Source organism: Paenibacillus glucanolyticus, assembly GCF_037333485.1.
In the GTDB taxonomy this organism is placed as follows: Bacteria; Bacillota; Bacilli; order Paenibacillales; family Paenibacillaceae; genus Paenibacillus_AQ; species Paenibacillus_AQ glucanolyticus.
Genome location: NZ_CP147845.1, coordinates 933,298 through 950,112, shown reverse-complemented (window position 1 = coordinate 950,112; position 16,815 = coordinate 933,298). Strand labels below are relative to the sequence as shown.

Here is a 16,815-nt window from a genome sequence, read left to right as displayed (position 1 = left end):
TCTAATCCATTTACTTACTCAATCCATTCCCCTCCCGCTGACCTAACGAGAAACAGAACTGTAATTTCAGTAACCATCACCAGAAGTGAGCAGATGAAAATAACAGACATCATATCCCCCGAATCCAGATTCAGCATGAATGGGTACAGGATAAGCAATAACAGCTGCCCAGCCATAAACAGGTGCAGCCGGAAGCGGGCTTTCCTATCCAATTCGGATTCCGTGCCTGTATAATGAGCTTGAATCCCTCTGCAAATACTATAAATCAATGCCGTATGCAGGAGCACGGCAGGCAGTAGAATGAACAGGTTCTTAACCGATTGCATGTGCACGCTGTCCATTGCGACCTCGGGGAACCAAAATAATGAAGCCGCCGACCACACCAGCAGCAGCCAAGCCGACAGATGTCCCAGCCTAAAATATCCGTTCAATCGCTGCAGCCGCCATAACCCTGAGGCAATCAGCAGATACCCCAGCATATCGGGCAGTATATCCACCATTTCAACCTTCAGATCGATGAGTACAAAGAGCAGCCCCCAGAGTATACGATACCAAGCGCTTCTCATAATCCCTTCCTTCTTTCGCGGACATATGCCGTCATTTCTTTATCGGTCGGACTTGGATGATAAGGTATGATCGTATCTTCCTGCCAGGTGCCCTGACCTTCCTCCGTAAACGTTGTTCTCAGCATTAACTGATACACTTGCATACTCTTCTCACGAGACGGCATGTTAAATTGATAGCTGATCCTAAAAGAGTCCCCTTGATTCATCTTCGCTGGAAGCTGTATCTCCTGAATAGGCATACCGCTCTGTTCCATCTGTGACTCCGGAGGTAGCGGGCGGTAACTTGTACCCGGCCCTTGACCCGAGATATCGGCATAGATTTGCAAAGCTCCTTCTTCTGCGATATCCAGAAACTTCGAGTAGAACGCTGTTAACTGAAGCGGCCGCTTGATGACCGCGGAGTTGTTTCCCGAGTGATCCGACGAGGATCCACCGGAGGTCCACTCCACGGGTTTGACTTCGTTATATGTGCCAGGCCAAATGTAAATTTCTCCTACATCCACCTGTTCCGAGGTTCCATCGGAGTAAAGCGCGGTGATCTCGCGGACAAGCACTGGCTCCTTAAGCAGCTCTTCCGCCACGCCCTGCCCTCGAGCAGGGTTATTTAAATTCACCATCATTTTCCCTAGATACTGCCTTTGGTACTCTGCATATTTGGGGTAAGGTGTCACGATCTGTTCAGGGTAACCCTCGATCTGAATGGTGCTCAGGGTCTTATCGGCTCGTTTGTCCTCTATATAATACAAGTCAAACACGTGCCCTTCCCTATCCGATGTCTCAACATGATGCGCAAGGAATACCGTTCTTCCCAGTTGGTTGGCTTCATAATACCAGACATTTCCGATCCAGCTGCAGGCAACCAGCAGGATGGCGAGCCCATAATACCACTTCTTGCTCATGGCCCCTCCTTATGTATCAAGCGTTTGTTCTTATTCTTTAACTATATTAACACGTAAATATAATAAGGGGGTTTGCACAGCGTTAATTTTTCGGTGCGTTTCTCCGGAGGGGCTCTCGAATTGAAATTTGAAATAAGGAGGCCGATTCATGGACAGACTATTTGAAGCAATCGAAATCAAGGAAGGTGTCCATGATGAATCCATCCATCGAAGAAATTACGAATTGGCTTGAATCCAAGAGCAGCCACACCCTTCACATATCCAAGGAAGAAGACAAAGATCAGGACCAGATTGAATTACAGCTGGAACGATTGGAGCATCATCAGCATCAGGAGCCGTCCATTGACGGTTATGGGGATCGCAGCGCTTTGCTGCTGCACGGTTCCGGTGTTGTCATGACTGCGGGCCACACAGCACCGCTGCCAACCAACGCCTATGTCATCGGGCTGGATGGGCTTAAAGCTGCGGAGATCCACGACAATCATGTCGTACTCACAACGGAGCGTGGTACTTACACCATCAAGGCAACCTGACGCAGCCGAATTGAAAAACGCCAAGAACCGCCAGCATGATTCATCTGGCGGTTCTTTTAGGCTGTTTGCACGCTGGTGCTCAAACGAACGAAAAGGTACATAAAAAGGCTACACAACATCCCTATTCTCGCTTGTATCTCCACATATGTTTCTGGACATCTCCATGCATCGCAGGGATGGCCAATCCCGCGTCTGAACGGCCCTCGGTCCCAGCATATAGCGATGGGCCGTTTCGCGCTGGCACTCAGCAAGCAGCGCAGGCTTCTGCCACCTAACCAGAGTCCCATTTTTTCTCTTCCTGGACCTGTTTAAGACTGGGCAGCGGACCGTTTCAGGATCATAACGTCCCTTCCCGGAATCGTAACATGACCTGAAACCTGCCGGTTGCTCAGAAGATCGAATAGCTTGGCAGAACCTGCATCGAACGTCATCTCTTCGGCGTTGTGGTTCAATACGAACAGGTAGGAACCTCCATCCTTCACCCGTTCCGTAACCTCTACCCCGGTTGGTGTATTCAGCAGCGGCTTCACCCCCTGCTCTTCGCACAGATTAGCAAGAAAGCCCTGCAGGAACTTCGAATCCGGGCTGCTGGCTACATAATAGGCCAGTCCCTCTCCAAACCTATTCCTGGTTACAACAGGAGTTCCTTTATAGAAATCAGAACCGTACCCAGCCAGAACCTCCGCTGTCTCCGCATGGATGACATCGCACAGCAATCCACAAGGATAACTTCCACGCAGTGATCCCCATTCCTGATTCCATTCGATCTGATTGTGCTGCCCAGGAAGTAGGGCATCGATCTCTTCAGCCCAGATTCCCATCACGTGGCGCAGCTCGCCAGGATGACCTCCAAGGGTCACAAGATCGTTCTCGTTGACGATGCCGCTGAAGAAAGTGGTCACAAAGGTTCCTCCCCGGGATACGAATTGCTCCACACGCCGGGCTACACCCGGTTTCACCATATACATTACGGGCGCAACCATCACATCATACTTGCCCAGATCCTCTTCAACACCGATGATATCGGTCTGAATATTCAACTGGTACAGCGCGTCGTAGTATTTATGAACCTCGTCCACATAGTTCAGGGCTTTGGAAGGTCCGCTTGAAAGCTCCAGCGCCCAGCGGTTCTCCCAATCATACATAATCGCCACCTTGGCGTTCGAGCGGGAACCGAGCAGCTGGTCTCCGAGCTGCTGCAGCTCTGCGCCCAGCTCCGCGCATTCCCGAAAGACGCGGGTATGCTCATGCCCCACGTGCTCAATCAACGCGCCGTGGAACTTCTCGCAGGCCCCCACGGAACGGCGCAGCTGAAAGAACATCACCGTATCTGCGCCATGGGCTACAGCCTGGTAGCTCCACAATCTCATCACGCCGGGGCGCTTCGCGGAATTGTAAGGCGACCAGTTCTGAACGCTCGGGGTCTGCTCCATCAGCATGAATGGCTGGCCGCTTTTCAAGCCCCGCATCAGGTTATGGGACATCGCCGTAAAGCTTACCGGCGTATCGATTGCGGGATAGTTGTCCCAGGACACAACATCCATATGCTTCGCCCACTCGAAGTAATCCAGCTCCGGATAAAAGCCCATCAGATTCGTGGTCACCGGCATGTCCGGGGTAATCTTCTTCAGTTCATCCCGTTCGAGGCGATAGCAGGCAAGCAGGCTGTCCGACTGGAAGCGACGGTAGTCCAGCGATATCCCCTGGAAGAACGTCCGGTTCCCGCCAAACTCTTCGCTGAGAGCATTCGGCACCACAATTTCGTCCCACTCGTAAAGGGTATGGCCCCAGAATCCGGTATTCCAGGCGGCATTCAGTTTATCGAGCGTCCCGTAACGCTCTTTCAGCCAAATACGGAACTGCGATTCGCAGTTATCACAATAACAATAGCCGCCATACTCATTGGAGACATGCCAGATCACGAGTGCCGGATGATCCTTGTACCGCTCAGCCAGCTTGCGCGCCATCAGCGCAGAATATTTGCGATACGTCGGGCTGTTTGGACATGAGTTGTGGCGCCCTCCGAATTTGCGCTTGCGTCCATCGTAATCCACTCGGAGAATGTCCGGATATTTCTTGGCCATCCAGGCAGGATGCGCCCCCGTGCTTGTTGCCAGGCAGACATGGACCCCTTCCTCTGCCAGACGATCCATAATTTCATCCAGCCATGTGAAATCGTAGCTATGCTCATCGCGCTGTGTTTTTGCCCAGGAGAATACGTTGAGAGTTGCCACATCGACCCCTGCCAGCTCAAACATCCGCAGATCTTCTTCCATCGTGGCCTTATCCCATTGCTCGGGGTTATAGTCTCCGCCATACCATATCTTCGGAACACGCTGATTTATCATAGAATTGCCTCCTTTATGAGTGTCCAATAAGAAAAACGTCAATCGATGTTGATAATCTGTCTAAAAGAAAAGAGGCACCATCCCTTGTATCTAAGAACAAGGGATCATACCTCTTATGAAAGATCTACTTACACATTACGAGCACTACCTGCCGCTTACTTGCTCAGGCTGTCCCAAGACGTCTGCATGTCTTCAAGCATCTTGTTTGCGTCGGACTTGCCTGCAAAGAACGCCTGCATGGAGCCTGAGAATTCCTGCGCTACCCCGTCAGGGAACTTGGCAGATTGTCTTGGCAGCACTTTTCCGGCTTGGACGTATTCCCACACAGCCGAGCCCAGGTCGCCCATATCTTCCGGCGTCGCTTCGATGGTCGTTAATGCCGGAATGAATTTGAATTTCTTCACGATGTACTCTTTACCGATATCGGATGTGACAAACCAGTTGAGGAAGATCTTTGCTTCTTCCTTCGATGCGGAATCCTTGTTGATAACAAGGTTCGCAGGAACGCCCACGTTCAGCTTATCATTTTGCTCCGCATTGTCGCCAAGCGGCATCGGCAGATAGCCGAGATTCAGATCAGGGTTGATGGCATCGATCTCGGTTTGGGACCAGTTGCCATTCTGCATCATGGCTGTTTTTTCGGTGGCCAGCAGGGAAATCGCCGTGTTGTAGTCCGTAGTCAGCGGGTTCTTGTTGCCATGATCCAAGGTCAACTGCATCAGCTTGGCCCACTCTTCGAACTTCGCATTGCCTGCAAATTTTTGCGTTCCGTCATTCAAGCCCTGAATAAATGCATTCGGATCATCCTGCTGGGCAAATGCCGGGTTAATGCCCTGGTTGCCGATCAACCACCACTCCTGGTAAGCGTTCGCAAAAGGAGTTGTGCCAGCAGCTTCCAGTTTCTTCGCAGCTTCCTCCAGCTGGGCATAGGTTTTCGGGAGCTCGGTAATGCCTGCTTGCTCAAACAAATCTTTATTGTAGATATAACCCCATCCTTCAAGGTTCATCGGCATGCCGTATACTTTACCGTCTTTGGTCATCGGCTCCTTCGCCATCTCAACCAGATCGTTCACCCAAGGCTGGTCGGACAAGTCCTCCAGACGGTCGATCCACATCTCCATCTCGGCATCGCCGCCATTGGAGAAAATATCAGGCGCATCGTTGGACGCAAATTTGGTCTTCAGTGCAGCGCCATAGTCCGCACCGCCGCCTACCGTTTGAATATCCAGCTTGATGTTCGGGTATTCCTTCTCAAATTCCACCTTGAGCTCATTCAAGCCATCCACGATTTCGGTTTTGAATTGGAAAATCTTAACCGTCTTGACTTCACCAGAGGCCCCGTCCGAGCTCCCGCCTTGACTTCCCTCCGACTTGCCGCCGCACGCTGCCAGCAGCATGGAGAAAGCCAGCAGCATCACAAGTGATAATTTCATTTTGTTCATCTTACTACCCCCTAGTAATGTTTATATATAAATGATGGAAAACCAATGTAGGAAGCGCCCGGCTGCCCTACCCCTTAACGGAGCCGGCAGCGACGCCTTCAACGATATACTTCTGCAATGACAGGAAGAAGATGATAATCGGCGTAATGCCCAGCACCAGAGCCGGCAGCGCCATGTCCCATTGCTTCGAGTACTGCCCGAAGAATGCAAAGGTTGCGAGCGGAATGGTACGCAGCTCCGGACTTTGCAGGATCAAGGATGGCAGCAGGTAGTCATTCCAGACCCAGAGACAGTTCAGGATGATGACCGTCACCATCATAGGTTTCAGCATAGGCAAAACGATCCGGGCAAATACCTTGAACGGGGAAGCTCCGTCCACCGTAGCAGCCTCTTCGATTTCAAGTGGTATCCCCTTCACAAAACCATGGAACAGAAAGACCGACAGCGGTATGCCGAGGCCCAGATAGCTGAGAATCAAGCCTACGATGCTGTTGTTAACGCCCAGGAAGTTAATGACCTGAAGAAGTGGAATCATAATGGATTGGAACGGAATGACCATAGCCGATACAAACAGCATGAACACGATGCGATTGAATCTTGTATTGGACCGAACCATCCGGTAAGCGGCCATCGCGCTCAGCAGGGCGATGATCAGGTTGCTGATGACCGTAATGATGATGGAATTCGTAAATGCTTCCGGGAAGCGGGTCATTTCCCATGCCTTGCTGTAATTGTCAAAGTGAAACGCAGTCGGCCAATTGGCCGCATCCACCATAATATCCCCCAGCGATTTGACCGAGTTCACCAGGAGGAAATAAAAAGGCGCCAGAAAGATCAGAGCCACAACCACCATAACAATCTGCAATACGATATGGGAAGCCGACATCGGAGGTTTCTTCGTTCTCACTTAAGCTTCAACCTCCTTCTGTTTCGTTAATCGGACTTGAATGAGTGTGATGACCGCAACAACGAGGAAGAAAATCAAAGATTTGGCTGTCCCGAGTCCATACCGGTTATTCAGGAACGCCTCGTTGTACACATTCATGGCCAGTGACTCCGTGGAGCGATACGGTCCGCCTTTTGTGAGGGACAGGTTCAAATCGAACATTTTGAATGACCATGAGATCGCCAGGAACAAACAGACGGTGACCGCTGGCATAATGAGCGGAACGATGATGCTCTTCAGCACCTGGAAGCGGTTCGCTCCATCAATTTCAGCGGCTTCCATCACTTCCTTGGATACATTCGTAATGGACGCAATGTAGATGACCATCAGATAGCCTGACGACTGCCATACGAATACCATCACAATCCCCCAAAAGCCGGTCACTTCGTCTCCCAGCCATGGAAGATTAAAGAACGGAATTCCCGTAACCTCGCCAACGGTTGCAAAGCCCTTCACGAAGATAAACTGCCAGATGAAACCGAGCAGCAATCCGCCGATCACATTCGGCATAAAGAAGATCGTTCGCAGCCAGTTGCGCGCCCGGATGTTTTTTGTCAAGAAGTAGGCCAGGAAAAAACCGACCACATTCGTTAGAAGCACACCCACGATCGTAAACCTGGTGGTGAACCAGAACGACTGTGCGAATGCGCTGTCATTTGTGAAAATCTGTTTGAAATTGTCCAGCCCCACCCATTCGACATTCCCCGATACACCATTCCAGTTGGTGAACGAGTAATACATCCCCATCACAAATGGGATAATGATCGTAATACCGAAAAACAGCAGCGCGGGTCCGATATAAACCAACTGCTGCGTCAAGGCAGCCGTTCTCTTGCTGTTCATGTAAATCCCCCTCCGCTTGTCCTATCGTTTCTCTATCCATTTCTCTATGATTTAATTATGCTAAGATGAAGACCCTGGCACTACCATAGGATGTGAACTAATTGGTATAGAAAATTGATCGGCGGTGAAAATATTGAACTGGAACAGCATACGCACTAAATTAATTACCTTCATGATCATGGCTACCATCATTCCGACCACCATCTCCATGATCATCAGTTATGTCATGACAACCAACTCGCTCAAGGAACGGGCGGTTGTTGAGAATATGAACCTTCTCTATCAGGGACGGTTGAATTTGGAGAGCTATCTGGAAGACATGAACCGTAATTCCCTTACGGTTTATTCGGATCCGGATTTTTTCCGCAGCCTCTATTACAGCCACGAGAATATCAATGCCAGCGGCAGGCAATCCGCTACGCTGCAATCGATCAATAAAGCTATAAGCGGCGCAAGGCAGGTCTATCTCTATGTTGACGGCAAAAGAGAAGCTACGTTGTTCGCGCAGGATATCGCCAGAAAGACAAGCGATGTCGCGCTTTATCCCGAAATACCCGATCTAAAGAGCCATACGGTGTCCATTCAGCCTCCCCATCCCCTTCACACATACGGCTTTCAATTAGCCTATCCTTATGAAGCCGATCAACAAGTATTCACGATGTACCGAGTCATTGAACGAGTCCCTTCTTCGGAACGATTGGGTATTCTCGCCATTGATCTGAATATGAATTTCCTCAGCCGAATTAGCGGTCAGCTGTTTCAGCCCGAGCATGAGCAGCTCTATATTGTGAATGAAGACGGTCATGTCATGTATTCCGGTAACGAAGCCACGCTGGGTCGGCAGATCCAGGAAGACTGGTATAGCAAAATAAAGGAATCCGGCCACAAGGAAGGTCATTTCGAATATAACAACAAAATCTATTTATATAACAATATCAAGACGTCTGTCAGCGACTGGACAATGATCAAGGAAATTCCGTCCTCCTATATTCTGAGCAGCGCGGAAAAAGCGGCATTTGTCAACATTTCACTGTTAGGCGTGTCCTTGATCCTCATCATCATCGCCATGATCTGGATCTCGGTGTACATCACAGCACCGATTCGACAATTGGTAGGACTCATGAGCCAAGTGAAAAGCGGACGAATGACCGTTGATATCTCCTCCGACCGCAAGGACGAAATCGGAACCCTGCATCGCAGATTCGGCAGCATGATGGATACGATCAACAACCTTATTTTGCAGGAATACAAGCTGAAACTCGCGAACCGGACCAATCAGCTCCGGGCGCTGCAGGCCCAGGTAAACCCGCATTTTATGAACAATGCACTGCAAACGATCGGAACGCTTGCACTGGAGCATGGGATGAAGAGGATTTACTCCCTGATCTCGGCCTTGGCCCGAATGATGAGATACAGCATGTACAACACCGATAAACCGGTCACACTGAGCACAGAGCTTGATCATATCCACGATTATGTCGAGCTGCAAAAAGAGAGATTTGAGAATCAGTTCGACTTCCGTTACGATGTGGATGAGTCGACTTTGCAGGTGTTGATACCGAAGATGCTGGTTCAGCCGCTGATCGAGAACTTTTTCAAGCATGGGATGAACCCTCTGACACAAGACAATTACATCGCATTAAAAAGCCGCCGCCTCTCGGCCTCCATCGTTCAGATCACGGTCGAGGATAACGGAAACGGAATGCAGGATGAGAAATTCCAAGCACTCCAGGAACACTTATTATTGATGGAAGAGATGGATTTGGAACAGCTGCAGGTTCATTCCGAGATAGAAGCGGAAGACAGCAGCGGAATTGGGCTCATCAACATCATGACAAGGCTCAGGCTGTATTATCGCGGAAAATCCAAATTCAACATTGAAAACAACCAGCCTCACGGCTTTCGGGTTGTACTGACTATAAATGTGGAAGGTGAAACGGATGAAGGCATTAATCGTGGATGACGAGTCTCGTGTGCGAAGAGCCATCCGGCTGCTGGTCCAGTGGGAAGAGCACGGGATAACCGATATTGAAGAAGCAGCCAACGGGCTGGAGGCCATGGAGCTGATTCCGAAGTTCCGGCCAAACCTCGTGCTGATGGACATGCTGATGCCGCTCAAGAACGGTGTCGACCTGATGGAATGGATTCACAAAAATTACCCGGATATCAAATTCATCGTTATCAGCGGGCATGACGATTTTGAATTCGTGCGCAACACGATCTGGTACAGCGGCACGGACTATATCCTGAAGCCTATCGAGGAGACCGTCATTAACCAAGCAGTCCGCAAAGCAACCACGGCCTGGAGGGCCGAGGAGCAGGAGCGCCTTGCGGCGCGGCAGCAGCATGTTCAGGTGAACGAGTACCGGCCGGTCTATTCGGAGAAGCTGCTGTCGAGCCTCATCGATGACAGGAGTGCCCACTCCCAGGTGGTCAACCGTCTCAGGGACGAAGGCATCGTACCGGAGGACACGAAGACCATACGCTTGGCCGTCATGCAGATGGACAAGACCGATCATGCGCTTTTTAACCGCTTCGGCCGCCATCTGGACCTGCTCATGTTTGCCCTGCTGAATATATGCAATGAATTTCTGCAAAAGGACCGGACCGGGATCGCCTTCCGTCACTTCGGTTCTCCGCACCAGCTGGTTATTCTGTTGTGGGATCAGCTTGCCACGCTGCCTACGAGGCTTCAAGAGATCAATCAGGGGATGCACCGCACCTTGTCGCGCCACATGCATTTTGGCATCAGTTCTGACGGACGGTACCCCCAAGACATTCCCGAATTGTATGCCCGCAGCTCGGCAGCCCTTCATTCGCGTGATTTAACGGTGCTGAACCATTTCATCCATGATGGAGAGAAACAGCATCTCGCCGCTGCCGATCATCATAATGGTGTGCAGTTCAGCGGATTTGAAGATTCATGGAGGCTTGCTATCCTTAGCGGGCAACCCGGCCCCATCGCCGAAGCAGTAGAGACCTGGATAGCGGCCATCCGCAAAAGCGGCATCCTCACGCCGGAGCTCCTGGAGCGCTGGGACCGGGAAATTGAAAGATTCGCCAACCATGTCATTCATGAAGCTGCAAACCCTTCGTCTGAAACACTATTGAAATTATACAAAAAAGAAAGCGTCAACATAGAGCGGCCAAGCCCGGACAAGTATATATGCTCCCTGGCGGAGTGGCAGCAGCATTGGGGAGCGCTGATGAGCCTGCTCGCCTCGCTTGTGCAGTCCCAGAAGCAAACAGGTCAAGACCTGATCCATGACATTACGGCGTTTATCGAGCAGAATTATCAGAACGATGTATCCCTGTATGATATTGCAAACCGTTTTCACGTAAGCCGGGAGTACATCTCCCGCAAATTCAAGCAAAAACACGGGATTAACATCCCGGAGCATCTAAACCGGATCCGCATCTCCAAAGCCAAAATCCTGCTGCAAAACCCGGCCCTGAAGATGGCAGCGATCTCCGAGATGGTAGGCTTCAAGAACGAGAAATACTTCAGTCTTGTATTTAAGAAGCAAGAGGGCATTTCCCCCAAGGAGTTCCGCAAGCTAACGGGCGGTTATACGTAACCCGTCTAATTCACCTGTACCTTAAATTGGAACTTTTACTTGTTGTAAAACCTGAGCATACCCAAGTGGATCGTCAGATTACGGCGCTTCAACAATTGAGAAAATTATTGCAACGTCAAATCTCTCAGGCGTTGTCGAAAAGGGCAGGTTTGAGATTAGCAATCCATAAGAAACAACCCGAGTTGAATTCTGCTAAGATGTAGTTAATTTATAATATATATATCCCTTATAAACTAAGGAGAACTGAAAATGAGAAAACTCGTTCTATTTCTGCACGCATCGCTTGACGGTTTTGTAGAAGGGCCGAATGGTGAAATGGACATTGGCTGGGTTTCCTACGATGCTGATTTGGAGAAACATGCGAAAGAAATTCTGAGTACTGCCGACACTGTCATTTGGGGACGTGGGACTTATCAGATGATGCACAGTTACTGGCCATCTGTGCCTTCAAACCCATCCGCTTCGCAGCATGAACGAAATCATGCCGAGTGGATCGAAAAGACAGCCAAAATCGTTTTCTCCACAACGCTGGAGAAAGTCGAATGGAATAATTCCAGACTCGTGAAAGAAGATGTCGAGGAAGAGATCAATAACCTCAAACAGCAGCCAGGCAAGGATATGGTCATCCTCGGCAGTCCTAGGTTCGCACACCACCTTATGCAGCTCGATTTAATTGATGAGTATAAAATTACGGTTTCTCCCGTCCTGATCGGTAAGGGATTGCCGTTATTCCAAGGTCTCAAGGAGAAGATCAATCTTAAGCTAATCGAAAACAAGACCTTTGATTCTGGAGCCATAGGTCTCGTTTACCAGACGGTAAGATGACCTTGTCACTTAAGGTGATTACGCTAACGGGAGACGATAGCTCAATGAACCGCCTTTTCACAAAGGCGGTTTTCTTATGGTCACAAATCAGCATTAGAATTAGAATTAGAATTTAACATAGACTTTTCCAAAAACGACCCCTATCCTATTTGCTTTCATCAAAAAGTCCTCATGCTCTCTCTACCCCCTCCGTTGCTCTAATATCATCACGCCTCGTGCCGGAACTTCGCAGGTATCCCGATGCTCCTCCCCTGTCAGCAGGTCCACATAGGTATCCCCGTCCAGGGGAACGGATTTGCTCTCTGACATGTGATTAAGCACGAAAGTGAATGCTTTATCTTCCTTGATGCGTCTTGTTACCTCGACGCCTTGAGGAGCCTTCAGGACCGGCTCAATGCCATGATCGTTGCAGATGGTCTGCATCAGATCCTTCAGGAATTTGGGTTCCGGGCTTGTCGCCACATACCATGCTTTCCCTTGCCCGAAGGCGTTGACGGTTAACGACGGCATGCCCTGATAATAATCTGAGCCATATTCGGCAACAACCTCCGCTCCCTCTGCATGAATCACGTCGCACAGAATTCCGCAGTCATAGGTGCCTTCCAGACGGCCCTGCCGTCCTCGCATCACGATCTGATTGTGCTGGCCAGGTAGCAGCGCGTCGATTTCCTCGGCCCAGATTCCCATGACCTTGCGCAGCTCTCCGGGATAACCGCCCAGCGCCACCAGATCGTTCTCGTTCACAATACCGCTGAAAAAGGTTGTCACAAACGTTCCGCCTTGCGCTACAAAAGCCTCAACGCGCTCTGCGAATCCCAGCTTCGACATGTACATTACAGGTGCGATGACTACCTCATACTTCCTGAAGTCCTCTTCAACGCTGATCATATCGGTCTGGATATGCAGCTGATGCAAGGCATCATAATATTTATGGACCTCATCCACGTAATGGAGGGCCACGGTCGGACCGCTCGACAGCTCAATGCCCCATCGGTTCTCCCAGTCATAGATGATTGCGACTTTGGCGTCGGAACGGGCATCCAGAATGCGGTCCCCCAACTGCTGCAGCTCCTTGCCCAACTCCGCGCACTCGCGGAACACGCGTGTATGCTCATGGCCCACATGCTCAATGACGGCTCCATGATATTTCTCGCAGGCACCGATCGAGCGGCGAAGTTGGAAGAACATCACCGTATCCGCACCGTGGGCGACCGCCTGGTAGCTCCATAATCGCATAACGCCCGGACGCTTGGCGGAGTTATACGGCTGCCAGTTCTGCACGCTTGGCGTTTGTTCCATCAGCATAAAGGGCTGTCCGCCCTTAAGCCCACGCATCAAGGCATGCGTCATGGCAGTATAACTGAACGGAGTATCCAGCGACGGGTAGTTGTCCCAGGATACAACATCCATCTCTTTGGCCCATTTGAAATAATCCAGCTCCGGATAGAAGCCCATCAGATTGGTGGTCACCGGAATATCCGGCGTGATCCGCTTCAATTCATCCCGCTCCAGCTTATAGCATTCCAGCAGGCTGTCCGACTGAAAACGGCGGTAATCCAGGGATATGCCCTGGAAATTGGTCCGGCTGCCGGACCACTCCTCGCTTAGAGCGTTAGGCACAACAATATCCTCCCAGTCATAGAAGGTGTGGCCCCAGAAACGGGTATTCCATGCCTTGTTTACGGCATCCAGCGTCCCGTGATGCTGCTGAAGCCAGGTACGGAATGCCGCTGCACAGTTGTCGCAGTAACAGTAACCTCCATACTCGTTCGATACGTGCCAGATCAGGACGGCCGGATGTTCCTTATAACGCCTCGCCAGCTTCCCGGCCATAATCGTTGCGTATTTACGGTAGGTGGGGCTGTTCGGACAGGAATTATGGCGGCCGCCGAATTTGCGTTTCCGCCCTTCATAATCGACACGCAGCACATCCGGGTATTTACGCGCCATCCAGGCCGGATGTGCGCCTGTGCTGGTTGCCAGACAGACGTACACTCCATTGCTGTACAGCCGGTCTATCGTCTCATCCAACCAGCCAAAATCATAGGTTTCCTCATCCGGCTGACTTAAAGCCCAGGCGAATACATTGATGGTAGCTACATCGATGCCCGCCAGTTTAAACATGCGGTCATCTTCCTTCCAGACATCCGCATCCCACTGCTCCGGATTATAATCGCCGCCATACCACATTTTGGGTAACTTCTCGTTAATCATATTGGACTCAGCTCCTTTAAGATTTTAGATCCGGTATACATTCAACTCGAACGGTCCATTCATGAGCAGCCCTTGCCCTTGTTCGATCAGGCCTTGTTGGTAACCGGCGTAATATAATAAGTGCTCCCGATCACCGTTTCAAACGCACCGTCCTCCTGCGTCTTCACAACACTTCCGTCTTCCCTTGTAACGATAAGAGACTCAGGGTAATTCAGCCTGCAATGCTGACCATGGGTTGAGGTGAGGCTTGCCGAAATGAGAAGCCCCTGGCTCCATTCCATATTGATGATAAATCCGCCGCGCGCCTTCAAGCCCTTTACGGAGCCTTCCCTCCATGCATAGGGCAGCGCAGGGAGCAGCTGAAGCTCCCCCAGATGACTCTGGAGCAGCATTTCCACAAGTCCTGCAGTCCCTCCAAAATTCGCATCAATCTGGAACGGAGGATGATCTCCAAGCAGATTAGGGTGCATCGAGCGGGAAATCAGCATCCGGATATAACCATAGGCCTTGTCCGCCTGCCGGAGCCGGGCAAACAAATTAATGAGCCACACACAGCTCCAGCCCGTGTGTCCGCCTCCATTGCTGATGCGGGACGATAGCGTACGATATGCGGCCTCCGCTAGCTGCGGCGTGCCTTGAAGGGTAATATCGGAACCCGGATAGAGTCCATATAAATGGGACACATGCCGATGACCAGGCTCTGCTTCCCGATAAGGCTCGCTCCACTCCATGAGTTTGCCCTCCCCGTCCATTCCATAAGGGAGCAGCCGTGCGGCCGCCGACTCCCACTCCTCCCGCAGATCAGCATCCTGCCCCAAGAGCTGCGACGCTTCTATGCAGTTATGGAACAAATCGCGAATAATGGCCATATCCATGGTGGAGCCTGCAGACACGCTGCAAGGCACGCCTTCCGCGGTGAGGAACTGATTCTCCGGTGATGTTGACGGACTGGTCACCAGATGGCCTTTTCCGTCCTCAATGAGCCAATCCAGGCAAAACAGCGCCGCTTCCCTCATCAACGGATATGCCGTTCCCCGCAAATATTCAAGGTCTGGCTGAAATTGATAACGCTCCCATAAATGCCGGCACAGCCACGCGCCACCCATGGGCCAGAAAGCCCACATCGCTCTCCCATCGCTCGGGCTTGCCATGCGCCATAGATCCACATTATGGTGGGCAACCCATCCGCGGGCTCCGTAATGAATCTTCGCGGTCCGGCGCCCGCTCACGCTAAGCTCCCGAATCATCTGTATCAACGGCTCGTGACACTCGCTCAGATGAGTTGTCTCTGCCGGCCAATAGTTCATCTCGGTATTGATATTCGTTGTATAATCGCTATTCCATGGCGGCTGTACATGCGGATTCCATATCCCCTGCAGATGTGCAGGCTGTGTTCCCGGCCTGGAGCTCGCCATGAGCAAATATCTTCCGAACTGGAACATCAGTGCCTCCAGTGCCGGATCCTCCTGCCCTTCCCTGTACGCTTTCATGCGCTCGTCGGTCGCCGCACTCTCTGTGGACCGCTCACAATCCAGGCTTTCAAGCCGAAGATCCACACGCCGGAACAATGCTTGATGATCCTTCACATGCCTCTCGCGCAGTTCCTCATATCCATGCTGTACCGCGTCCTGAAGCCTCTTCCTGCATATAACGGACGGATCAATTCCTCCAGAGCCCGGAGAACGGTCGAAGCCTGCAAAATTCGTTGCCGCCGTAATCAGCAGAGTGACCGGGCCGCTCCCGTTGATGTGCATGCCACAGTCATCCACCGTCACCTGACCGCTGTCCGGCAAGGCCAGCAGCCTCATCTCATACCGTATGCCGAGCCCCTCTTCATAGAGTACCGACCCGGGATGATCGCCCTTGTAATTGTCAGCAATATGGGTTGGAGCATGTCCATATAACACCAGGGACCCGTCTTCCGCACAGCGGCGTGTACCATGCCGCAGCGGAGAGTCCAGCCTGATATCCAGCCGGATGTCTTCGTTATTCGGGCTCGCACAGCGTATAACCGCTACCTGGTCAACGGCACTGATGAACATGTCCCTGGCATAGGTAGCCGAACCGCCGGACTGAAAGCGAACGGACGCGATCCCCGTATCCAAATCCAGTTCGCGCCGATATTCCGTCCGGTGGCCGTGAATTCCCGACTGTCTGATCAACAGATCTCCTAGCGGCAGGAAGGACTCCGTGCCCCTTCCCACCATCTTGTCCTCAATCAGCTCCTCCGCTTCCTTGTACTGCCCGGATGTGATGAGCTTCCTTGCGGCTGCCAAATGCCGTCGTGCCTCGTAATTATTCGTGTCCCTTGGAAATCCGGACCAGAGTGTATCCTCATTCCATTGAATACGCTCTTCCTCTACTCCCCCGAACACCATTGCACCCAGCCGGCCATTCCCGAGCGGGAGCGCTTCTTCCCACTTGGCTGCCGGTTCCCGGTACCATAGCTTTGAGGTCCATTGCTTCGCTGGATTCACTGTAAACGCTGGATTCACTGTAATCCCTCCTTATTCCTGTTGATAAGTGTCTTCTCGAAGAGTTCTTCAAATCCTTCAACCCCCAACCGTATTTCTGCGATGAGCAAAAGGACGCAGCTATACAATCCCGGCCTTCAGATAGCG

The 16,815-nt window shown here is 51.3% G+C and carries 12 protein-coding genes; 4 read left to right on the top strand and 8 right to left on the bottom strand.

What is annotated here, in order from left to right:
* Nucleotides 1-14: 14 nt before the first annotated feature.
* Both WDY75_RS04415 and WDY75_RS04410 read right to left on the bottom strand, forming a co-directional pair.
* Nucleotides 15-566: a hypothetical protein gene (locus tag WDY75_RS04415; RefSeq protein WP_063477793.1), complete on the bottom strand. Its 552-nt coding sequence runs from the start codon at nucleotides 564-566 to the stop codon at nucleotides 15-17.
* Entirely contained in the window at nucleotides 563-1,465 is a 903-nt protein-coding gene (locus WDY75_RS04410) for a hypothetical protein (protein ID WP_063477794.1), read from the bottom strand. Before WDY75_RS04410 ends, WDY75_RS04415 begins: the two co-directional genes overlap by 4 nt.
* Nucleotides 1,466-1,656: 191 nt before the next feature.
* Between WDY75_RS04410 and WDY75_RS04405 the strand changes: the two genes are divergently transcribed.
* On the top strand, nucleotides 1,657-1,998 hold the full coding sequence (locus WDY75_RS04405) for a hypothetical protein (RefSeq protein WP_036643523.1): 342 nt from the start codon (nucleotides 1,657-1,659) through the stop codon (nucleotides 1,996-1,998).
* Nucleotides 1,999-2,306: 308 nt separating this feature from the next.
* Here WDY75_RS04405 and WDY75_RS04400 read toward each other — a convergent pair whose 3' ends face one another.
* The 4 genes from WDY75_RS04400 to WDY75_RS04385 form a co-directional block, all read right to left on the bottom strand.
* The gene (locus WDY75_RS04400; RefSeq protein WP_063477795.1) at nucleotides 2,307-4,346 is read right to left on the bottom strand and encodes a beta-galactosidase; all 2,040 of its coding nucleotides are present in this window, start codon (nucleotides 4,344-4,346) and stop codon (nucleotides 2,307-2,309) included.
* A gap of 155 nt (nucleotides 4,347-4,501) precedes the next feature.
* Nucleotides 4,502-5,788 carry an ABC transporter substrate-binding protein gene (locus WDY75_RS04395; RefSeq protein ID WP_006212757.1) on the bottom strand — a complete coding sequence of 429 codons (1,287 nt, stop codon included), beginning with the start codon at nucleotides 5,786-5,788 and terminating at the stop codon, nucleotides 4,502-4,504.
* 67 nt (nucleotides 5,789-5,855) lie between these two features.
* Nucleotides 5,856-6,674 (bottom strand): carbohydrate ABC transporter permease, encoded by an 819-nt coding sequence (locus WDY75_RS04390; protein ID WP_036643633.1) that lies wholly within the window; start codon nucleotides 6,672-6,674, stop codon nucleotides 5,856-5,858.
* A gap of 21 nt (nucleotides 6,675-6,695) precedes the next feature.
* On the bottom strand, nucleotides 6,696-7,577 hold the full coding sequence (locus tag WDY75_RS04385; RefSeq protein WP_006212759.1) for a carbohydrate ABC transporter permease: 882 nt from the start codon (nucleotides 7,575-7,577) through the stop codon (nucleotides 6,696-6,698).
* Nucleotides 7,578-7,701: 124 nt separating this feature from the next.
* Here WDY75_RS04385 and WDY75_RS04380 point away from each other — a divergent pair, with 124 nt between their 5' ends.
* The 3 genes from WDY75_RS04380 to WDY75_RS04370 all read left to right on the top strand — a co-directional run bounded on the left by WDY75_RS04380 (nucleotide 7,702) and on the right by WDY75_RS04370 (nucleotide 11,980).
* Complete coding sequence (locus tag WDY75_RS04380; RefSeq protein WP_006212760.1) at nucleotides 7,702-9,540, top strand: sensor histidine kinase; 1,839 nt, start codon at nucleotides 7,702-7,704, stop codon at nucleotides 9,538-9,540.
* Complete coding sequence (locus WDY75_RS04375; RefSeq protein WP_063477796.1) at nucleotides 9,518-11,155, top strand: response regulator; 1,638 nt, start codon at nucleotides 9,518-9,520, stop codon at nucleotides 11,153-11,155. The genes WDY75_RS04380 and WDY75_RS04375 overlap by 23 nt, the downstream gene beginning before the upstream one ends.
* 249 nt (nucleotides 11,156-11,404) lie before the next feature.
* On the top strand, nucleotides 11,405-11,980 hold the full coding sequence (locus tag WDY75_RS04370; RefSeq protein WP_053435337.1) for a dihydrofolate reductase family protein: 576 nt from the start codon (nucleotides 11,405-11,407) through the stop codon (nucleotides 11,978-11,980).
* Nucleotides 11,981-12,160: 180 nt separating this feature from the next.
* Here WDY75_RS04370 and WDY75_RS04365 read toward each other — a convergent pair whose 3' ends face one another.
* Both WDY75_RS04365 and WDY75_RS04360 read right to left on the bottom strand, forming a co-directional pair.
* The gene (locus tag WDY75_RS04365) at nucleotides 12,161-14,194 is read right to left on the bottom strand and encodes a beta-galactosidase (RefSeq protein WP_063477797.1); all 2,034 of its coding nucleotides are present in this window, start codon (nucleotides 14,192-14,194) and stop codon (nucleotides 12,161-12,163) included.
* Nucleotides 14,195-14,280: 86 nt separating this feature from the next.
* Nucleotides 14,281-16,689, bottom strand: a complete 2,409-nt coding sequence (locus tag WDY75_RS04360; RefSeq protein WP_231887943.1) for a glycosyl hydrolase family 95 catalytic domain-containing protein — start codon at nucleotides 16,687-16,689, stop codon at nucleotides 14,281-14,283.
* Nucleotides 16,690-16,815: the final 126 nt, after the last annotated feature.